Here is a 19,536-nt window from a genome sequence, read left to right as displayed (position 1 = left end):
GTGCGCCCCCACCTCCGCACCACCGTCGCCCTGTCCGCGTCCCTCCTCACCACGCTCGCGCTGGCCCCGGCCCAGGCCGCCGCACCGCCGGGCCACGGCGACCGGGCCGCCGCTCCCGAGCTCAGGATCCGCACCGTCGCCCGCGGCCTGCAGACCACGTGGGACGTGCAGCAGGCGCCCGGCGGGCGGCTGCTCGTCACCGAGCGCAACCGCGCCCGCATCGACGTCGTACGCCACGGCAAGCGGCGCACGCTGGCCCGGCTCTCCCGTCTCGTGTGGGTCTCCGGCGAGACGGGCCTGATGTCGATGGCGGTCGACACCGACCGTCGCCTCCTGTGGGCCTGCCACGGACACATGACCGACAGCGGCCCCGAGGTCATGGTCTCGCGGTGGCGGGTCAGTGCGAGCTGGCGCAAGGTCGCCCACCGCCGCACGATCATCTCGGGCCTGCCCTCGACGAGCGGGCGCCACGGCGGCTGCCGGCTGCTGCTCGAGCGGGGCAGCGACGCACTCCTCGTCGGCACCGGCGACGCCGCCGTCGGCACCAACCCGCGCGACCTGGACTCCCTCGGCGGCAAGGTGTTGCGCGTGCACCGCAACACCGGCGCCGCGATGTCCGACAACCCCTATGCCGGTGCATCCTCCGCGCGCCGCTTCGTCTGGACCTACGGCCACCGCAACGTGCAGGGCCTGGCCCAGCGTCCCGACGGGTCGCTCTGGTCGGTGGAGCACGGCAGCTATCGCGACGACGAGGTCAACCTCCTCGTCAAGGGTGGCGACTACGGCTGGAACCCCGTGCCGGGCTACAACGAGGAGGTCCCCATGACGGACCAGTCCCTCCCCGGCGTGCAGCAGGAGGCGAAGTGGTCCTCGGGCAACCCGACGCTGGCGACCTCCGGCGCGGCATGGGTCAGCGGCGCGAGGTGGGGTGACCTCGACGGCACCCTCGCCGTGGCGGCGCTCAAGGCGGGCGAGGTGCTCTTCATGCGCTTCGACGCCGCGGGCGCGCTCCAGTCGGTGACCCGGCCGGCCGAGCTCCAGCGCTACGGCCGGCTCCGCTCGATCACGGCTGCACGCAACGGCGACCTGCTCATCACCACCGACAACGGCGACGACCGGGTCCTGCGCGTCTCTCCCCAGGGCTGACCTCGCGGGTTTGAGGTGACCGCGGTCGCGGAAGAAGGACGTCATGCCTCCTTCCGCCCCCGGCCCCGGCGCCCCGGAGCCGATCCTCGACCCGATGCTGCGCGTCCTGCGCGAGCGGCATCCCGAGGTGGACATCGTCGTGCTCCCCCAGCACGCACCCGCACCCGTCGCCCCGGTCCTCGACGCGGGCGACCGCGACGAGCTCGCCGCCGCGGCGGACCGCGCCCTCGACGACCTGCTGGAGCGGATCGCTGCCGCGACCCGTGGCACGGTCGCGCGCGACGCCGGCTGGCACACCGACGAGCTCGGCCAGTCCTGGTACGAGTGCGTCGCCGTCGTCGAGGGGCTGGGCGAGGGGGACAACATCGTCCTCCTCCGCTCCACCGGCCACGCGCTCGTCGGTCTCGGCTGGCAGGCCCGGCCCGTCCCGGGTGACCGACCGCGGCTCGCCGCACGCCGGCGCGGCGGCCTCGAGGCGTCCGCGACCGTGCGACCCACTGCCCTGGTGGTGGTGCTTCGCACGTCCCGCGTCCGTGCCGCCGAGGGGGCCGCGCGATGACGCTCCAGATGTGGACCGCCACCCTCGCCGAGGCACGCACCGCGTGGGAGGAGCAGTCCGAAGGGCTCGACGGCCCCCGCAAGAACCTCGCCCAGGCCGACCCCACCCTCCTCGGCGACGCCGTGCAGGGCGCGGCCGACGCCTTCCTCACCACCTGGGAGCAGCGGGTCCTCGCCCTGCGCGACCAGGCCTCCGGGCACGCCGACGCGCTGGCGCAGACGATGTACGACTTCCTCGTCACCGACCAGGAGAGCGTCCAGGCCACCCAGCAGCTGCTGATGTGGGACGACCGCGGCACCACGCCGGTGGGGGTGGTCGGCCCGTGACCACCATCGCCGTCCCGGCCTGGCTGCCGCGCGAGCCCGAGCTGACGGTCACCGAGGCGTCGGGCGCCGTGCTCACCGACGTACGCGCTGCGGCGACCGCCGTCAGCGACGTCGCCGACTGGGCGCGCGCCAACGGCGCCCCCGCCGACTTCAGCGGCAGTGCCGCCGACGCGGCCGACCACGCCGTGACCGTCTTCGCCCGCGACACCGACGCCGTCGGCGCCGCCCTCGAGCGGGGCGCGCTGGCGATCGACGAGTTCCTCACCTCGATGCGCCAGCGCCGCAGCGAGCACGACGACCTGATGGACCGTCGGCAGCGGCTCAACGACGACCGCGAGGCCCTCCTGCGCCGCATCGAGGCGGCCACCGAGGAGCAGGTGGCCACGCTCCAGGCCGACGCCGCCGACCTGCGCGCCCGCTTCACCGCCTACCAGCAGGACCTGCAGGCCTGGCGCGACCGGGTCGACGCCGACGAGCAGAAGGCCGTGCGTGCCCTCGCTGCCGTCGACGAGCTCTCCGAGGGGCTCGCGGCCGCGGCCGATCCCTCCCGCGCCGACACCGAGGCGCTGGCGGCCCAGCTGCGCCGGCTCGGGACCGACACCGACGCGGTCAACCAGTGGTGGAACGGTCTCAGCGATGCGGAGCGCAACGCGCTGCTCATCAGCGACCCCGGCCTGGTCGGCAACACCAACGGCATCCCGACCGGTGACCGCGACGAGGCCAACACGTCCGCGGTCCAACGCGACATCGAGTACCTCCTCGGCCTCCAGGCGTCCGGGCACGAGCTCAGCGCCTCCGAGCAGCGGTGGCTCGAGAACGCCCAGTCGATCGAGAAGGCCGTCGCCCAGGCCGGCTCCCCGCAATACGCCGCGCTCGGCGTGGACGCGTTCGTGATGGCCTACCAACCCGACGCCTTCGGGGGCGACGGCATCGCCGCCGTCGCCTACGGCGACCCAGACACCGCCGACCACACGGCGGTCTACGTGCCGGGCATCATGCAGGACGGCACCCAGATCGACGAGAACGGCGCCCAGGCCCTCAACCTCTACGAGGAGACGGTCAACAGCATGCTGGGCGAGGACCCGCCCCGGCCGGGCTCGGTGTCGACGATCGCGTGGATCGGCTACGACTCGCCCAACTTCAACCCCGAGTCGATGTGGCCCGGCGCCCTCGGCGACTCGGCCGGCGACGTCGCCCACACCGTCACCGAGGCCAATGCAGCGGCGGGCGGCGTCGCGCTCTCGCAGTTCGTCGACGGCCTCAACAGCACCCACACGGGCGGCAACCAGCCCCACCTGACGGTGATCGGCCACAGCTACGGCTCGACCACGTCGTCGTACGCCGCTGCGGGGGGCATGGACGCCGACAGCCTCGTGCTCATCGGCAGCCCGGGCGCGAGCGAGGGCGTCCACCACGCGTCCGACCTCAACATGCCGGCCGGTCAGGTGTTCGTGGGCGCGGCCGACAACGACCCGGTCTCGTGGCTCGGGGGCGAGGACGGCCTGCTCCCCGGCACCTGGGACGACAGCCTCGGCCTCGGCGCCGACCCCGCCCAGCACGACTTCGGCGCGACCAACTTCGCCGTCGACAACGGCGAGGAGTTCCACGGCACCGGCCTGGTCACCACCGGGTTCATGGAGAACCACACCAACTACTTCGACGTCGGCAACCCCGCGCTCGCCAACATGGGCGACATCGTCTCCGGCAACTCCGACGCGGTCGTCGACACCGGCGGACGCACCCAGGAGGCCCACGACTACCTCTACGACTGGGTCGGTGGCGAGGTCCAGCACCACGTGGTCGACCCCGTGGTGGACGCCGCCGTCGACACCTACGAAGGCGTGCGCGACGGAGCGGTCGCGACCTACGAGGGCGTGCGTGACGGGGTCGGTGACGCCGTCGACGGGGCACGCGACGCGTGGGACGACCTCTGGCCGGACCACTGGCCGTGAGGTCCACTACCGTGAGGTTCATGCGCGCCACGCTCACCGTCCTCGCCCTCGTGGCGCTCGTCGCCAGCACGTCGGCCTGCAGCCTGGGCAAGGACGAGGCGTCCGCCAAGGACCGGGAGAAGCAGGTGGTCGACGCGGTCTCGGAGGCCGTGCCGCTCGTCGAGAAGGCCCTGGACGCCAGCAAGGCGGAGGTCTCCGGTGGCTGGGGCTCCTGCCCGAGCGGCGTCGGCCACGTCTACTCCGGCGGCGGGTCCCTCGTCGCGCCGAAGGGCGACACGGCGGCCCAGCTCGACGCCGTACGCACGGCCCTGGTCGGTGCCGACTTCGAGGACGGCACCCAGGTCGACGGGCACGTCAGCGTGAGCCGCGGCGACGTCGACCTCGACGTGCAGCCGTCGCCGGCTCGCGGCGAGGGCGCGTGGTCGCTGAGCTTCACCGGCCCCTGCAAGCGCTACGGCGGCGACGACGAGGACTACGTCAAGGAGCAGGGCCTGAAGCCCGCCTCCACGCTCCTCCAGTGACCTCGGGGTGACGACGACCACAGCGCCCTGCGGCCCGGTCGGCACTAGCCTGATGAGTGGTCCGTGGACTCCATCAGGGAGCCGCGAGATGACGAGGAGCGACCCATGCCTGCACCCGAAGAGACCGCCCCCTACGGCTCCGGCCCGGCTGCCCCGGCGGCTTCCCCGGCCAAGCGCGTGCGCACCCATCACCTGCGGGAGATGAAGGAGCGCGGCGAGAAGATCACGATGCTGACGGCGTACGACATGTACACCGCCGCCACGTTCGACGAGGCCGGGATCGACCTGCTGCTCGTCGGCGACTCCGCGTCCAACAACGTCTACGGCAACGAGACGTCGCTGCCCGTCACGGTCGACGAGCTGCTCCCCCTCACCCGCGCGGTCGCCCGGTCGGTGAAGCGCGCGATGGTCGTCGGCGACCTGCCGTTCGGCAGCTACCAGGCCTCGCCCGAGCAGGGCTACCTGACGGCGGTCCGCTTCATGAAGGAGGCGGGCGCCCACTGCGTCAAGCTCGAGGGCGGCGCGGAGATGGCGCCCGTCATTGAGAAGTGCACGCAGGGCGGCATCCCCGTGATGGCCCACATCGGCTTCACCCCGCAGAGCGAGCACACACTCGGCGGCTACCGCGTGCAGGGCCGCGGCGACGCGAGCGACCGTGTCGTCGCCGACGCCCACGCGGTGCAGGAGGCAGGCGCCTTCGCAGTGGTCATGGAGATGGTGCCCGGCGACGTCGCCGAGCGGATCAGCAAGGAGCTCACCATCCCCACGATCGGCATCGGCGCCGGCGCCGGCTGTGACGGTCAGGTGCTGGTCTGGCAGGACGCCTTCGGTCTGCGCACCGGGCGCATGGCGCGCTTCGTCAAGCAATACGCCGACGTGCACTCCGTGCTGCTGGACGCCGCCAGGGCCTACGCCGACGACGTCCGCGGTGGCACGTTCCCCGGGGCCGAGCACACGTTCTGAGCCAGTCCCGTTCTCTGAGTCAGGCCCGTTCGCTGAGTCAGGCCCAGTCGAGGAACCTCGCGCCGCCGACCACGGTGGCGACCCAGACGAGCGCCACCACGGCCGGGAGCAGCGCGACGGCTCTCGGCCTGGTGGTGAACCAGGCGATCGCCAGCCCCAGCGCTCCCAGCCAGACCAGGACGAGCAGCACGACCGCCCACCACGGGGCGCCCACGACGAGCGGCGTGGCGCCGATCAGGAAGGCGACGCACGCCAGCCCGACGAGCCCGGCGAAGGGCCACGGGGAGAGCGGCTCACGGACGGTGGGCGGGGGCACGCCGACACGCTAGTCGGTGACAACTCGGCCTCGGCGGGGCAGGATCGGGCACTCCGACGACGCGAGGAGCCCTTCCGTGAGCGAGACCCCGGCCGAGCAGACGCCAGCCACGACGACGACCACCCCGACGACGGCGAAGAAGTCGCCCGCGAAGAGGACCGCCGCCAAGAAGACCACCGCCAAGAAGTCCACCCCCACGAAGTCCGCCGCGAAGAAGACGACGGCCAAGAAGACGACGGCCAAGAAGACGACCCCCGCGAAGGCGAGCGCCACGAAGGCGACGGCGAAGAAGAGCACCGCCACGACGTCGACCCCCGCGAAGTCGACCGCGAAGAAGACCGCCGCGAAGAGCACTGCCGCCAAGAAGTCCACCGCGAAGAAGACGACCGCGAAGAAGACGACGGCCACGAAGTCCGCCGCCAAGAAGTCCACCGCGAAGAAGTCCTCGACGACGCCCCCGTCCGCGGCGCCGCAGGTGACGACCCCGAGCGTCCAGCCCCCGGCCGCGGCGACGCGTCGTTCGGCCGCCGGCCTCGCCGTCGACGTCGGCGCCCAGGCGCTCGGCACCGCGGCGATGATCCAGCAGGTGGCGCAGGAGACGGCCGAGCGCGTCGCAGCCGAAACGGCCGCCCGGGTGAGCCGGCAGTACGAAGCCGCCATCTCCGAGCTCACCCGGACCCTCGACAAGAACACGAAGCGGGCGCTGAAGAGCGTCCGCACCGCGGCCGACATCGCTCAGGCGGCCAACCCGGTCAAGGGGAAGAAGAAGAACCGGAAGAAGTGATCAGCTGTCCGGGGTCCCGTCGGTGAGGCCGTCGCCGGACCCCGGGCCGTCGTCGTTCCACTTCGGGTCGTTGTCCCACGACTCGTTGCGCTCAGCGACCTTGTCGAGGGCGCGGGACGCCTCCTCGGACGTCGCGTAGGGGCCGAGGCGGTCGGCGTTCTTGCAGCCGTCGTGCCCCTCGACCGTGTGGTGCTTCAGGCAGAACCAGTACTCGTTCTCGCTCATAGGCCGAACGTACACTCGCCGTCGTGCCAGTCGTATCCCCCGCAGAGGTGTCGGCCCGCCGTGCCGTCCCGTCCCACATCGCCCGTCCCGAGTACGTCGACAAGCCGGCGCCCCAGCGCTTCACCGGCGAGGAGGCCAAGGACGCCGAGACCATCGAGCGGATGCGGATCGCTGGCCGACTGGCGGCGCAGGCCCGTGAGCTCGTCGGGCAGCACGTCGCGCCGGGCATCACCACCGACGAGCTCGACCGCATCGGCCACGAGTTCCTCTGCGACCACGGCGCGTACCCCTCGACGCTCGGCTACCGCGGCTTCCCCAAGTCCTTGTGCTCGAGCGTCAACGAGGTGATCTGCCACGGGATCCCCGACGCCCGCGTCGTCGAGGACGGCGACATCGTCAACATCGACATCACCGCCTACATCAACGGCGTGCACGGCGACACCAACGCCACCTTCCTCGCCGGCGACGTCGACGAGGAGTCGCGCCTCCTCGTCGAGCGCACCCGCGAGGCGCTCGACCGGGCGATCAAGGCGGTGAAGCCCGGTCGCCGGGTCAGCATCATCGGCCGCGTCATCGAGTCCTACGCCAAGCGCTTCGGCTACGGCGTCGTCCGCGACTTCACCGGGCACGGCATCGGTACGGCGTTCCACTCCGGCCTGATCATCCCCCACTACGACGACGAGCGCTTCGACGACGAGATCCGCGTCGGGATGACCTTCACCATCGAGCCGATGCTCAACCTCGGCACGCCCGACTACGACATGTGGGACGACGGCTGGACCGTCGTGACCAAGGACCGCCGCCGCTCGGCGCAGTTCGAGCACACCCTCGTCGTGACCGAGGACGGCGCCGAGGTGCTCACCCACCCCTGAGTCCCGGCTAGGATCCTCGGCGAGTGGGTCGGCCGGGCGGCCGCGGCTCCACGTGAGTGGGGTCGAGGAAGGTCCGGGCTCCACAGGGCAGGGTGGTGGCCAACAGCCACCCGGGGCAACCCGCGGGATCAGTGCCACAGAGAACAGACCGCCAGTCCCTCCGGGGACCGGTAAGGGTGAAACGGTGGTGCAAGAGACCACCAGTACGCCGGGCGACCGGCGTAGCTAGGCAAACCCCACCCGGAGCAAGATCAGACAGGATGCGTTCGAGGGCGGCCCGCCCGAGCATCCGGGTAGATCGCACCAGGCGGCCGGCAACGGTCGTCGCAGATGGATGGTCGCCCCTGCGTCAGCAGGACAGAACCCGGCCTACAGGCCGACCCACTCCCCCAGCCCCTCCGCGGCGCGTCGGACGACCAGAAGTCGCTGACGTACGACGCCTTGAGCGTGCGTCCACGCCCACGAGGAGACTTCTGGTCGTCTGACGCGCCTGTGGACGACGCGAGCGGGCGGGGTCGGCTTCACGGGACGGTTGATCCGTGGAACCCGTGGCAGCGCTCGGCCGACTCGGCGGTACGGCGAGCGCGGCCGACCTGCTGCGCCTAACCACGCGCAGGAGGCTTCGGCGGGCGGTGGCCCGTGGCCTCATCGTGTCGCCGGCGCGCGGCCGGTACTGCCTGCCGACAGCCGACGAGGCCCAGCAGGCAGCGGCCCGTCTCACCGCGGTCGTCGCCCTCCGCAGCGCGGCCGCCTGCCACGGGTGGGAGATGGCTGTTCAGCCGGACGTGCCGGAGCTGATGGTGCGGCGAGGGCGGAAGCTCGTCCCCGACCAGCGGTCAGCCATCTCGGTCCACTGGACCAACCTCGCCGATGACCAGGTCCACGACGGGGTGACCACTCCCCTGCGCACCGTCCTCGACTGCGCACGGATCCTGCCGTTCACCGAGGCGTTGGCGATCGCCGACTCGGCGCTCCGCCACGGCGACGTGACGCCTGAGGAGCTGGCGGCCATCGACGTACGAGGGGCTGGCGCGTCCGCCGTACGACGCGTGCTGCGGCATGCCGACGCTCGCGCTGCCAACCCGTTCGAGTCGGTGCTCCGGGCGCTGTGCATCGATGCGGACCTCGACGTCGAGCCGCAGGCGTCCCTCGATCTCGGCACCGGGGAGGTCCGTCCCGACCTGGTCTGCCGCCTCCTCGGGCTCGTGATCGAGGCCGACTCCTGGACCTTCCACGCCTCTCGCAAGGCGCACCGTCGCGACTGCGCCCGCTACAACCTGCTCACGCTCCGGGGCTGGCGCGTGCTGCGCTTCACCTGGGAGCAGGTCATGCACGAGCAGGCGTACGTCCGGTGGGTGCTCGCCGAGCTCCCGCGGCGCGTCGAACGACCAGAAGTCGCCGGCGACCTCGCACGCCCCGCGTAGAGGGGAGCAGCACGAAGAGTTCTGGTCGTCAGACGCGCCGGCCTAGAGGCCGGGGAGGTGGAGCACGTGCCCGCCGCGGGCCTTGGTGGTGAGGTAGCCGACGTTGACGGGGCTGAGGTGCAGGCCGGTGTGCACCCGGCGCTCGACGTGGATGCCGGCTGCCTCGAGCTGGGCGGCCTTGTCGGGGTTGTTGGAGAGCAGGTCGAGCCGGTCGATGCCGAGCGCCTCGAGCATCTGCACCGCGGCGGAGTAGTCGCGCTCGTCCTCGGCGAAGCCGAGCGCGAGGTTGGCCTCGTAGGTGTCGAGGCCCTCGTCCTGGAGGGCGTAGGCATCGATCTTGTTGTAGAGCCCGATGTCGCGACCCTCCTGGCGCAGGTAGAGCAGGTAGCCGCCGGTCTCCGAGATCCGGCCGATCGCCTCGTGCAGCTGGGGACCGCAGTCGCAGCGCGCGCTGCCCAGCACGTCGCCGGTGAGGCACTCGCTGTGCAGCCGCACGAGAGGTACGCCGATGGGGTCGCCGTCACCGGCGCGGTCGCCGAGCCCGATCGCGACGTGCTCGCGCCCGTCGTCCAGCCCGTGGAAGGTGACCATCCGCGCAGGCACGGACGTGCCGTCGGCCAGGCGCAGCGGCAGCTGCACGTCACGGCGTACGACGGCAGCCGCGGGCCGGTCCGGGATGCGTTCGGCAGTCATGCGGTCTCCTCGTAGCGGGCGGACAGCGCGTAGCGCAGCAGCACCACGTCGCCGATCTGGCGGGTCTCGGCGAGGGTGGCGCGGTGGCCGGGGTGCCACGGGAAGGCGCCGTCGCCCACGAAGCGGCGGGCGGTCGAGGTGCCGACGAAGAACGGCGCGACCACCAGGTGGAGCTCGTCGGCCACCGCGCTGGTCAGGAACTGCGTGTGCACCCGTCCGCCGCCCTCGACCATCAGGCGGCGTACGCCGCGGTCCCAGAGGTCCTCGGTGAGCCGCCCGACGTGCACGTCCGCGCCGCCGTCCACCACCGTCGCCACCTGCGAGAGCCGCGTGCGGACCGCACCCACCGAATCGCTCGGGCAGTAGACGAGCTTCTCGCTGTCCCCGGTGGCGAAGAAGTTGCTGCCCGCGTCGAGCTGCGCGTGCCGCGTCATCGTGACCTTGGCCGGCGACTCGGGCAGCCCGCGGGCTCGCCGGCGCTCACGGAGGGCGGCGTCGCGCACCAGCAGCCGTGGGTTGTCGTCGCGCACCGTGCCGGCGCCGACGAGGATCGCGTCGCAGTCCGCGCGGACCCGGTCGACGCGGTCGAGGTCAGCGTCGTTGGACAGCACCAGCCGCTCCTCGGTCGCGCCACCGAGGTAGCCGTCGAGGGAGATGCTGCAGCTCAGGATCGTGTAGGGGCGGTCAGGCATGGGCGGGTTCTCCTGCGGGGACGCCGGTGACGGGGACGGACGTGGTGCGGCGGGTCGCGGCGAGCACGACCAGCCCGGGGAGGTTGGCGACGAGGACGATCGCGCCGTAGGCCACGGCGGTGGCCATTCCGGCGGACGCCCCCAGCCCCGCCGCGCCGAACGCCCAGGCGGCCATCCCCTCGCGCGGTCCCCAGCCCGCGAGGTTGAGCGGCAGCCCGGCCGCGACCAGCACCACCAGGGCGAGCGGGAGAAGGGTGACCACGGACGCGGACACCCCGACGCCGCGCGCCGCCAGGACCAGGGTCGCGGCGTAGCCCGCCGCCGTGGCCACCGACGCGAGCACGATGCCCGGCCACGACCGACGGACGAGGAGGGCAAGACGTACGTCGTCGCGCACCGTGCGCGCCGCCCGGCTCCACCACGCGTCCCGGTGGGGCGTACGACGCAGCGCCACGACCGCGCACGCGGCCAGCACCGCCGCCGCGCCGAGCAGCCACGGCACGACCGGTCGCACCGGCGACGGCAGCGCGACGAGGACGAGCGCGGCCAGGACCGCCTGGACCACCTGGCCGGCGAAGCGCTCCCAGCCGACGGCACGGAGGGCGCGGGACGTCGACCCCGCGGATCGGCCGTGCACCACGCCGCGGTGCACGTCGCCCAGCACCCCGCCCGGCAGGACCGTGTTGAGCAGCTGGGCGCGGTAGCACGACGCGACCGCGCGCGGCAGCGTGATGGCGACGTCGAGCTCGCGCGCCACGAGGGTCCAGCGCCACGCGGACGCGACCGTGGTGACGACCGCGAGCGCCGCACCGAGCAGCAGGACGCCCACGTCGAGCGCGCGCAGCCCGTCGAGCACAGGGCCGCTCCCGACCTCACGGACGACGAGCACGAGGATGAGTGCGCCGCCGAGCCAGCGCCACGTGGATCCGACGAGTGCCCTCACACCGCCACCTCGCCCAGCGCGTCCACGACCCGTTCGGCCGTGGCAGACCATCCCTCGAGCATCGAGCGCCGCCGGAGCGCGGCGGCGCGGAGTCGCTCCCGCAGCGTGCGCTCCGACAGCCAGCCCCGCAGCGCGGCGGCGAGGTCGGTCGGGTCGCCCGGCCGCACCACCAGCCCGGGCAGGTCCTCCCCGGCCGGCTCCCCCAGCGCCTCGCGCACCCCGCCCACGTCCGTCGCCACCACCGGCAGGCCATGGGCGATCGCCTCGGTCAGCACCATGCCGTAGGACTCGGTGCGGCTCGGCAGGACGAGCAGGTCCGCGCCGGCGTACGCCGCCTCGAGGTCCGCGCCGCCGAGCGGACCCGCCAGCAGGATCCGGTCGGCCACCCCCAGCGCGGTCGCGGCCCGGCGCAGCCGGACGGTCGCCTCCGGCTCGACCGCGGTGGAGCCGACGCAGGTCCACGTCCACGGCAGGTCGCGGACGTCGGCCAGGGCGGCGAGCAGGTGGTCCTGGCCCTTCACCGAGCTGACCGCCCCGACGGTGAGCAGCGCGGCGCCGCTCGTCGTACCGGCAGCCACCTCCGCCGGGTCGACCCCGGGCCGGGCGACGGCGACGTGCGCCGGGTCGAGCTCGTAGGTCCACACCAGCCAGTCACGGCACCAGGCGCTCGGGGTGACCACGCCGGCCGCCGCCCGCACCACCTGCTGCTCGGGCAGCCGTGCGAGCACGTCGTCCACGCCGGCCGGCAGGTGCACCAACAGGACCACGCGCAAGCGCCGGCTGGCGGGCAGCATCACCCCGGGCAGCCGCGACGCGAGCAGCCCGTCCACGAGCACCGGTGACCCGTCCGGGAGCCCGGCGAGCGCCCGCTCGAGCGCCGGGGCGCCGACGTCCGCGGACCACGGCCAGCCACCCTCGACCTCGACGAGCCGGACCGACCGGCCCTGCTCGCCCAGCGCCGCACACAGCCGGCGGTCGTAGGTGTTGCCGCCGCTGGGGCGCGCCGGGTCGTCGATCCCGCCCGGGACCACGACGTGGAGCACGCCGTCCGTCACAGCGCCCGCTCGTAGCTCGCCCACGCCACGTGCGATTCGTGGAGGGTCACCACCAGGCCGCTGAGGTGGTCGGCCGGACCGACCGCGCCGGCTGCCACGAGCTCGGCGAGCCGGTCGGCGACGTGGCGGGCCAGCACCTCGGTCGTGGTGTTGGTGCCGGCGAAGGCCGGCACCTCGTCGAGGTTGCGGTAGGACAGCTCGCCGACGACCTGCTTGAGCACCTCGGTCGCACGGCCGATGTCGACGAGGATGCCGTCGGCGTCGAGGGTCTCGCCGCGGAAGGTCGCGTCGACGACGAACGTCGCGCCGTGCAGCGCCTGCGCCGGCCCGAACACCTCGCCGCGGAAGCTGTGCGCCACCATCATGTGGTCGCGGACCGTCAGGCCGAACACGCGACCTCCTCGTGCCCGTAGGTCACCGCGTGGCACAGCGCGGGCAGCTCGCGCGAGACCAGGCGCGGCATGACGTCGGGCAGTGCCTCGAAGTCCGACTCCCCGGTCAGCAGGCAGTCGAAGGCGTCGTCGCGGAGCAGGTCGAGCGCGAGCGCGAGCCGCGCCCCGGTCGTACGACGATCGCGCCGCGCCGGTGCCACGCGGCCCACCTGGCTGGCGCGGAGGCTCAACCGGCCCGAGTGGAAGCTGCCGCCGAGCGACACCGTCGTGGGCTCGTCGCCGTACCAGCTGAGCTCCAGCACCGTGCCCTCGGGCGCCAGCAGGTCCAGCGAGCACTGCAGCCCTGAGGAGGTCGCGCTCGTGTGCACCACGAGGTCGCAGCCGCCCTCCACCGCGTCGGGCAGCGCGAACCCCACCCCGAGGGCGTCGGCGACGCCCGCGCGGGACGGGTCCACGTCGACCAAGGTCACCGTCGTGCCGGGCACCCGCGAGGCGAGTCGCGCGACGCTGCAGCCCAGCACGCCCGCACCGACCACGGCGATCCGGTCGCCCAGGAGCGGGGGCTGGTCCCACAGCGCGTTGACCGCCGTCTCGACGATCCCGGCGAGCACCGCACGGCCCACCGGCACCCCGTCCGGCACCACCGTGACCGCTGCCGCCGGCACGACGTAGGTCGTCTGGTGCGGGTGCAGGCAGAAGACCGTGCGACCGCGAAGGTCGTCGGGGCCGGCCTCGACCAGTCCGACGTTGAGGTAGCCGTACTTCACCGGGCCGGGGAACTCGCCCTCCTGGAACGGCGCCCGCATCACGTCGTACTGGCTCGGCGGCACGCGGCCGCCGAACACGAGGCTCTCGGTGCCGCGGCTGACCGCCGACCGCAGCGTGCGTACGACGACCTCGTCCGGCCGCGGCTCGCGCAGCGGCACGTCGCGGATCTCACCGACCCCCGGCTCACGCAGCCAGAAGGCCCGCGCCCGTCCCCGCCCGGCTCCCTGCCCGACTTCCTGCATCCGTCCACCTCTGCCCGGTCCCGTGAACCGAACGGGGCCCGGCCCCGTTCCCTCCCGAAGAGCTGCTTGTAACGGGGTGAACGGAGGGGACGTGCAGACGGTTCAACGCCGCGCGCGGTCGTCCACGTCCTCCGCCGTGCTCACCCTGCTCGCCCTCGTGCTCGTGCTCGTCGCGCTGCTGGCGCCCAACCACCTCGAGGACCTCACCCCGGCCGCCTTCCTGCGGCTGCCCGTCGAGCTGCTGACGCTGCTCGTGGTCGTGCTCGCCCTGCCGGACCGCGCGTCCCGGCTGCGCCGCGCGCTGGTGGCGCTCGCCGGAGGCCTGCTGGCGCTCGTCGCGGTCTTCAAGCTGCTCGACCTCGGCTTCTACCAGGCGCTCAACCGGCCCTTCGACCCGTTGATCGACTGGCGCTACGCCGCCGACCTCGTCGAGACCGTCCGCGGGTCCGCACCCGGCGCGCTGGGCGTGCTGCTGCTGGCCGGAGCTCTCGTCGCCCTGCTCGGGACCGCGCTGCTCGTGCCGCTCGCCGTCGCCCGGGTGAGCCGAGCCGCGCGCGACAACCGGGCGGGCACCCTCCGCCTGCTCGCCGTGCTCGTACCGCTCTGGCTGGTCCTCAGCCTGCTCGGCGTGCGGGCCGGCACGGTGCCGGTCGCGTCCGAGGCCGCTGCGGCGTACGCCTACGGGCAGGTCGCGCGTGTCCCCTCCCAGCTGCAGGACCAGCGCGAGTTCGCCCGCGCGGCCGCGGCGGACCCGGCGCGCGACCTCGATGCGGACCGGCTGCTCACCGGCCTGCGCGGCAAGGACGTGCTGCTCGTCTTCGTGGAGAGCTACGGCCGGGTCGCGCTCGACGACCCCGGGCTCTCCCCCGGCATCACCGCCGCGCTCGACGAGGGGACAGGGGCGCTGACCCGCGCCGGGCTGAGCGCGCGCAGCGGGTGGCTGACCTCGCCCACCTTCGGGGCGCTGAGCTGGCTGGCGCACTCCACGCTGCAGTCGGGCCTCTGGGTCGACAGCCAGCAGCGCTACGACCACCTGGTCACCACCGACCGCGAGACCCTGACCAGCCTCTTCGGCCGCGCAGGGTGGCGGACCGTCGCGGCCGTCCCGGCCAACACCCGCGACTGGCCGCAGGGCGAGCTCTACGGCTTCGACCGGGTCTACGACGCCCGCAGCCTCGGCTACCGCGGCCCCCGTTTCGGCTACCCGACCATGCCCGACCAGTTCACCCTCGACGCGGTGCAGCACCTCGAGCTCGCCGCCCGCGACCGCCGTCCCGTGATGGCCGAGATCGACCTGATCAGCAGCCACGCGCCGTGGTCGCGCACGCCGCTCCTCATCGCGCAGAGCGCCGTCGGCGACGGTTCGGTCTACGACGGGATGCCGGAGACGCTGCCGTCCGAGGCCGACATCTGGCCCGACGGCGACCGGGTGCGAGCGGCGTACGCCGGGTCGGTCGTGTACTCCCTGCGCTCGCTGACCACCTATCTGGAGACGTACGCCGACGAGGACACCGTCGTGGTCATGCTGGGCGACCACCAGCCGGCCACGATCGTGTCGGGCAGCGACCCCGGCCACGACGTGCCCGTCACGGTCATCGCCGGTGACCCCGCCGTGACGGACCGGATCGCCGACTGGGGGTGGGACCCGGGGCTGCGCCCGTCCGACGACGCACCGGTGTGGCGGATGGACGCCTTCCGCGACCGGTTCCTCGCGGCGTTCGGGTCCGCGGACCAGACTGGTACGGCGCAGGCCGGCGCCGGGTGAACCGAACGGGCAGCCCCGGCGTCTCTTGTCGAGGGAGGTGACATGCCGAAGGACGAGGTCGCGCTGATGCAGCAGGTGCACGACGAGCACGCCGACGTGCTCTGGCGCTTCTGCCTGCGCCTGGTCGGCAACGACCGCGGCCACGCCGAGGACGTCACCCAGGAGGCCCTGCTCCGCGCGTGGCGGCACGGCACCATCCTCGAGAGCCCGCCCGCGGCGGTGCGCTCGTGGCTGTTCACCGTCGCCCGCAACATCGTCATCGACGACTGGCGCAGCCGGCGCTCCCGCCCCGAGACGGTCGTCGACGAGGTGCCCGAGCAGCGCCGCTCGCTCGAGGACGACGAGAGCGACCAGCTGCTCCTCTCGTGGGTGGTGGCCGAGGCGCTGACCCACCTCTCCGAGGACCACCGCACGGTGCTGCTGGAGTGCTACTACCGCGGTCGCCCGGTCGCCGAGGTCGCCCGCCGGCTCGGCGTGCCGCCCGGCACCGTGAAGTCGCGCACCCACTACGCCCTGCGCGCCCTCAAGCTCGCGCTCGAGGAGATGGGGGTGTCCGCATGAGCTCCACCCCCCAGACCTGCGGCCACGCCCACGACGACGCCGCCTACGTGCTCGGTGCGCTCAGCCCGGCCGAGCGGCTCGAGTTCGAGCGCCACCTCGCGACCTGCGACCCGTGCACGCGCTCGATCCGCTCGCTCGCCGGCCTGCCCGGCCTGCTCGACCTCGTCGACGCCAGCGTCCTCGAGGACCCGCCGGACGACCCGCCGCTGCCGACCACCCTGCTGCCGTCCCTGACCCGGGTGGTCGAGGCCCGGGGCCGCCGGCGCACCGTCGTCATCGCCGGCCTCGCCGCCGCGGCGGCCGCCGTGGTCGCGCTGGGCGTTCCCCTGGCGCTCCACCGCGACGACGCACCTGCGGTCTCCGGGCCGGGCACCAGCGCTCCCTCGACGGCCGGCCAGGACCAGGTCGAGACGCACGTCATGGCGCCGCAGGGCGACGTACCCGTCGAGGCCACGCTCGGCCTCGAGCAGGTGACGTGGGGCACCAAGATGCTGCTGACCTGCACCTACGACAAGGACGCGATCGGGGTCGAGCTGCCCGAGCACGTCGACTACCTGCTCTACGTGACCGACGCCCACGGACACAGTGAGCAGGTGGGCAGCTGGACCTCGGTCAGCGGCACCACGATGACCGTGCCCGCCGCCACCTCCGTCACCCGCGACGAGCTCTCCGCGGTCGAGGTGCGCACGCCCGACGGCCGCGTCGTGCTACGACTTGACGCGTGAGGCGAGCGGGTTGTCCACGGCCAGCAGCCGCGCACCCGTGACGATCGCGACGACCTCGGCGGCGGCAGCGACCCACACGGCCCAGCCGGTCCAGTTCGCGGTCGTGCCGAAGAGCCCCACCGTCGTGGCCAGCACGAAGGCCAGCAGCGTCGAGAGCCCGAACCCCAGCGCCAGGAACGCCGGGATCCAGTGCCGCCAGACGAGCAGCAGCACCGCGATCACCGCGCCGGCGACGGCGTTGAGCATGAAGGACGGGCCGAGGAAGTCGTCGTCCCTGGCGAAGTCGAGCCAGAGGTAGAGGTGCACGGCCGCCGAGACGAGGACCGAGACTGCTGCCAGGACACGCATCACGATCACCTGTTCCGCTGGAGGGTCTTTCCCTTCCGTACGTCGCGGGCGTCCGTGCGGTTCACCCCGTCGCGACGCCGCCACAGCCACACCACGTCCCAGCCGAACGACTCGGCCAGCAGCGCGACCCCGACCCCCAGCACGACGTACGTCGCCGCTGCCGGCAGGAGCGCTGACGCCGCCACCGTCAGCGCGATGCCGACATAGGCCGCCACGACCTTGCGCCAGTAGCGCGGCGGCAGCTGCCGCTGCATCCACGGCACGATCCAGCTGGCGACGGCGTAGGCGTAGCGCACCAGCCCCATCGCCAGCACCCAGGCGCCGGCGGTCCGGGCGACGTGGGCGCTGAGCACGAGGATGAGGAAGGCGTCGGCCTCGCCGTCGATCCGGCCGCCGAAGGCCGAGGCCGTCCCGGTGCGCCGGGCGACCCGGCCGTCCACGAAGTCCAGCACCAGCGCGAGCACGGTGAGCGGCACCAGGACGGCGACCACGTCGGCGCCGGTGGACGCGTCGCCCACGAGGGCCGCGACCGCGCAGGCCAACGTCGCACGGGTCAGGGTGACCAGGTCGGCTGGCCCGAAATGGTCGATCCCGTCGACCGTCGCGCGCCGCTCGGTCGCCACCGCGAGCACTGCCGCGCACCCGAGACCGGCTCCCCAACCTGCGAGCCCGGTCCCGAGCACGGCCAGGAGCGCGACGAGCGCCAGCACGCAGGCGACCAGCCCACGCCGGACATCGACCATGTGACCCTCCCTCGGCTACACCGGAGTACGCAGCCGGGGGTCGTTCGGTTCGACGACCTAGGCCAGCCCGAACTCCACCTTGCGCGTCGTCGGGTCGGCCTGCACCAGCTCGACGGTGACCTCGTCACCCAGCGGCAGCTCGTGCTCGCTGGTGACCGTCGCCTCGATGGCGGGGTCCTTGATGGTGATGTCGCCCTTCGTCCGGTCCTTGTCGTCGAGGTCGACGACGACGGCGGCGAAGGACTCCCCCACCCGCTCGTGGAGCAGCTCCGCCTCGCAGAGGTCCACCACCGCGTTCTCGTACTGGTTGGCGCGACGGCCCGACGACGTCATCGTGTCGGGGAGCCCCGGCATCGCGGCGAGCACCCACTCCGGCACCTCCGTCCCCGCGCACAGCGCCACGCAGACCTCTCCCGCGTAGCGGTCGGCGAGGCGACGCAGTGGAGCGGTCACGTGGGCGTACTCCGAGGCCAGCGCCGAGTGCTGCGCCTGCTCCGGCAGCTCGCCGTTGAAGGTCACGTAGCCGGCGCCGCGCAGCAGCCGCGTGCACGCCACGATCATCGCCGCGTGCGTCGGCCTCGACGGGTCGAGCGTGCGGATGAAGTCGGGGTAGAGCTGCTCGGCCGGCCACTCGATGCCCAGCGCCCGCGCGGTGCGGTGCAGCCGCTGCACGTCACGCGGGTCGGCCGGAGGCAGCGTGCGCAGGATGCCGACGCGGGCGTAGACCATCAACGACGCCGCGCCCATGCCGGTGAGCAGCGAGATCTGGGCGTTCCAGCTCTCCACTGGGGTCAGCCGCCGGAACTCCAGCTCCCAGTGGCCGTCGTCGGTCTCGACGAGCTCCTGCTCGGGCAAGGGCAGGGAGACGCCGCCGCGCGCGGCCTCGCGGGCCAGGCGCAGCTCGCCGACCTCCTTGAGCAGCCCGATCATCTCGTCGGCGCGGCCCGCGTCGAGGTCGGCCTGCACCGCCTCGTAGGTCAGCTGGGCGCGCGACCTCACCAGGGCCCGCTCGACCTGGACGTCGGTGCCCTCGCCGACCTCGTCGACCTGGATCGTCCAGAGCAGCGCCGGCCGCACCTGGTCGGGCAGCAGCGACGCGGCACCCTCGCTGAGCACCGGCGGGTGCAGCGGGATCTTGGAGTCGGCGCCGTAGAGCGTCTCACCCCGGCGGTTGGCCTCGACGTCGACCGGGTCGCCCGGCGTGACGAAGGCCGCCACGTCGGCGATCGCGTAGTGGACCACGTAGCCGTCACCGCTGCGTTCGATGTGCATCGCCTGGTCGAGGTCCTGGGCACCCTCGGGGTCGATGGTCACGAGCTCGATGTCCGTGCGGTCCAGCTCCGGCAGCCGCGGGTTCTTCGCCGCCTCGGCCGCCGCGCGCTCCACCTCGTCCGGGAACGAGGCCGAGACCTTCATCTCCTCCTGGATGGCGGCGATGCCGTCGCGCATCTCCTGCGCCGTCACGCTGTCGCCGGTCGAACGGACCTTCACCACGCGGTTGCTGGGCATACGACGACCCTA

General features: G+C 73.3%; 23 protein-coding genes and 1 other RNA gene. 13 read left to right on the top strand and 11 right to left on the bottom strand.

What is annotated here, in order from left to right:
• From ASC64_RS09425 to panB, 6 genes are all read left to right on the top strand, one after another.
• Nucleotides 1-1,146 (top strand): PQQ-dependent sugar dehydrogenase, encoded by a 1,146-nt coding sequence (locus ASC64_RS09425; protein ID WP_056907292.1) that lies wholly within the window; start codon nt 1-3, stop codon nt 1,144-1,146.
• A gap of 43 nt (nt 1,147-1,189) precedes the next feature.
• Entirely contained in the window at nt 1,190-1,705 is a 516-nt protein-coding gene (locus ASC64_RS09420; RefSeq protein WP_056907291.1) for a hypothetical protein, read from the top strand.
• On the top strand, nt 1,702-2,031 hold the full coding sequence (locus ASC64_RS09415; RefSeq protein ID WP_056907290.1) for a hypothetical protein: 330 nt from the start codon (nt 1,702-1,704) through the stop codon (nt 2,029-2,031). Before ASC64_RS09420 ends, ASC64_RS09415 begins: the two co-directional genes overlap by 4 nt.
• Nucleotides 2,028-3,983, top strand: a complete 1,956-nt coding sequence (locus ASC64_RS09410; protein ID WP_056907289.1) for an alpha/beta hydrolase — start codon at nt 2,028-2,030, stop codon at nt 3,981-3,983. Before ASC64_RS09415 ends, ASC64_RS09410 begins: the two co-directional genes overlap by 4 nt.
• Nucleotides 3,984-4,003: 20 nt before the next feature.
• Entirely contained in the window at nt 4,004-4,504 is a 501-nt protein-coding gene (locus ASC64_RS09405; RefSeq protein ID WP_056907288.1) for a hypothetical protein, read from the top strand.
• 105 nt (nt 4,505-4,609) lie between these two features.
• Nucleotides 4,610-5,467, top strand: coding sequence for a 3-methyl-2-oxobutanoate hydroxymethyltransferase (gene panB, locus ASC64_RS09400; protein WP_056907287.1), 858 nt, complete (start codon nt 4,610-4,612; stop codon nt 5,465-5,467).
• 37 nt (nt 5,468-5,504) lie between these two features.
• Here the strand turns inward: panB and ASC64_RS09395 are convergent, their stop codons facing one another.
• Complete coding sequence (locus ASC64_RS09395; RefSeq protein WP_056907286.1) at nt 5,505-5,783, bottom strand: hypothetical protein; 279 nt, start codon at nt 5,781-5,783, stop codon at nt 5,505-5,507.
• Nucleotides 5,784-5,859: 76 nt separating this feature from the next.
• On the opposite strand from ASC64_RS09395, the gene ASC64_RS22495 reads away from it, so the two are divergent.
• The gene (locus ASC64_RS22495) at nt 5,860-6,567 is read left to right on the top strand and encodes a hypothetical protein (protein WP_200937653.1); all 708 of its coding nucleotides are present in this window, start codon (nt 5,860-5,862) and stop codon (nt 6,565-6,567) included.
• On the opposite strand, the gene ASC64_RS09380 is transcribed toward ASC64_RS22495, so the two are convergent.
• Nucleotides 6,568-6,792: a hypothetical protein gene (locus ASC64_RS09380; protein ID WP_056907283.1), complete on the bottom strand. Its 225-nt coding sequence runs from the start codon at nt 6,790-6,792 to the stop codon at nt 6,568-6,570.
• Between the two features lie 23 nt (nt 6,793-6,815).
• On the opposite strand from ASC64_RS09380, the gene map reads away from it, so the two are divergent.
• From map to ASC64_RS09370, 3 genes are all read left to right on the top strand, one after another.
• Nucleotides 6,816-7,664 carry a type I methionyl aminopeptidase gene (gene map / locus ASC64_RS09375; protein WP_056907282.1) on the top strand — a complete coding sequence of 283 codons (849 nt, stop codon included), beginning with the start codon at nt 6,816-6,818 and terminating at the stop codon, nt 7,662-7,664.
• 24 nt (nt 7,665-7,688) lie between these two features.
• An RNA gene (rnpB, locus tag ASC64_RS12760) (RNase P RNA component class A) lies at nt 7,689-8,052 on the top strand.
• Nucleotides 8,053-8,203: 151 nt separating this feature from the next.
• Nucleotides 8,204-9,088 carry a DUF559 domain-containing protein gene (locus ASC64_RS09370; RefSeq protein WP_200937651.1) on the top strand — a complete coding sequence of 295 codons (885 nt, stop codon included), beginning with the start codon at nt 8,204-8,206 and terminating at the stop codon, nt 9,086-9,088.
• 42 nt (nt 9,089-9,130) lie between these two features.
• On the opposite strand, the gene ASC64_RS09365 is transcribed toward ASC64_RS09370, so the two are convergent.
• From ASC64_RS09365 to ASC64_RS09340, 6 genes are read right to left on the bottom strand one after another with little or no spacing between them, the layout of a single operon-like run.
• The gene (locus ASC64_RS09365; protein WP_056907281.1) at nt 9,131-9,781 is read right to left on the bottom strand and encodes a GTP cyclohydrolase II; all 651 of its coding nucleotides are present in this window, start codon (nt 9,779-9,781) and stop codon (nt 9,131-9,133) included.
• Nucleotides 9,778-10,473: a RibD family protein gene (locus ASC64_RS09360; protein ID WP_056907280.1), complete on the bottom strand. Its 696-nt coding sequence runs from the start codon at nt 10,471-10,473 to the stop codon at nt 9,778-9,780. Before ASC64_RS09360 ends, ASC64_RS09365 begins: the two co-directional genes overlap by 4 nt.
• Entirely contained in the window at nt 10,466-11,416 is a 951-nt protein-coding gene (locus ASC64_RS09355) for a lysylphosphatidylglycerol synthase transmembrane domain-containing protein (protein ID WP_056907279.1), read from the bottom strand. Before ASC64_RS09355 ends, ASC64_RS09360 begins: the two co-directional genes overlap by 8 nt.
• Nucleotides 11,413-12,471: a glycosyltransferase family 4 protein gene (locus ASC64_RS09350; protein WP_056907278.1), complete on the bottom strand. Its 1,059-nt coding sequence runs from the start codon at nt 12,469-12,471 to the stop codon at nt 11,413-11,415. Before ASC64_RS09350 ends, ASC64_RS09355 begins: the two co-directional genes overlap by 4 nt.
• On the bottom strand, nt 12,468-12,863 hold the full coding sequence (locus tag ASC64_RS09345; protein ID WP_056907277.1) for a 6-pyruvoyl trahydropterin synthase family protein: 396 nt from the start codon (nt 12,861-12,863) through the stop codon (nt 12,468-12,470). The genes ASC64_RS09350 and ASC64_RS09345 overlap by 4 nt, the downstream gene beginning before the upstream one ends.
• On the bottom strand, nt 12,851-13,873 hold the full coding sequence (locus ASC64_RS09340) for a zinc-dependent alcohol dehydrogenase (RefSeq protein WP_056907276.1): 1,023 nt from the start codon (nt 13,871-13,873) through the stop codon (nt 12,851-12,853). The genes ASC64_RS09345 and ASC64_RS09340 overlap by 13 nt, the downstream gene beginning before the upstream one ends.
• 91 nt (nt 13,874-13,964) lie before the next feature.
• On the opposite strand from ASC64_RS09340, the gene ASC64_RS09335 reads away from it, so the two are divergent.
• From ASC64_RS09335 to ASC64_RS09325, 3 genes are read left to right on the top strand one after another with little or no spacing between them, the layout of a single operon-like run.
• Nucleotides 13,965-15,638, top strand: coding sequence for a sulfatase-like hydrolase/transferase (locus tag ASC64_RS09335; RefSeq protein WP_162245783.1), 1,674 nt, complete (start codon nt 13,965-13,967; stop codon nt 15,636-15,638).
• A gap of 42 nt (nt 15,639-15,680) precedes the next feature.
• Nucleotides 15,681-16,199: a sigma-70 family RNA polymerase sigma factor gene (locus ASC64_RS09330; protein WP_056907274.1), complete on the top strand. Its 519-nt coding sequence runs from the start codon at nt 15,681-15,683 to the stop codon at nt 16,197-16,199.
• Nucleotides 16,196-16,924: a zf-HC2 domain-containing protein gene (locus tag ASC64_RS09325; RefSeq protein WP_056907273.1), complete on the top strand. Its 729-nt coding sequence runs from the start codon at nt 16,196-16,198 to the stop codon at nt 16,922-16,924. The genes ASC64_RS09330 and ASC64_RS09325 overlap by 4 nt, the downstream gene beginning before the upstream one ends.
• Here the strand turns inward: ASC64_RS09325 and ASC64_RS09320 are convergent.
• The 3 genes from ASC64_RS09320 to ASC64_RS09310 are packed head-to-tail and all read right to left on the bottom strand — an operon-like array spanning nt 16,907 to nt 19,524.
• Entirely contained in the window at nt 16,907-17,272 is a 366-nt protein-coding gene (locus tag ASC64_RS09320) for a hypothetical protein (protein ID WP_056907863.1), read from the bottom strand. The genes ASC64_RS09325 and ASC64_RS09320 overlap by 18 nt on opposite strands.
• A 5-nt stretch (nt 17,273-17,277) precedes the next feature.
• Complete coding sequence (locus tag ASC64_RS09315; RefSeq protein WP_082550340.1) at nt 17,278-18,015, bottom strand: CDP-alcohol phosphatidyltransferase family protein; 738 nt, start codon at nt 18,013-18,015, stop codon at nt 17,278-17,280.
• Nucleotides 18,016-18,072: 57 nt separating this feature from the next.
• Entirely contained in the window at nt 18,073-19,524 is a 1,452-nt protein-coding gene (locus ASC64_RS09310; RefSeq protein ID WP_056907272.1) for an RNB domain-containing ribonuclease, read from the bottom strand.
• Between the last annotated feature and the right edge of the window lie 12 nt (nt 19,525-19,536).

The sequence above is a fragment of the Nocardioides sp. Root122 genome (genome assembly GCF_001425025.1).
GTDB lineage: Bacteria > Actinomycetota > Actinomycetes > Propionibacteriales > Nocardioidaceae > Nocardioides.
Note: the sequence above shows the minus strand (reverse complement) of the source record. Positions and strands in the feature narration are given on the sequence as shown.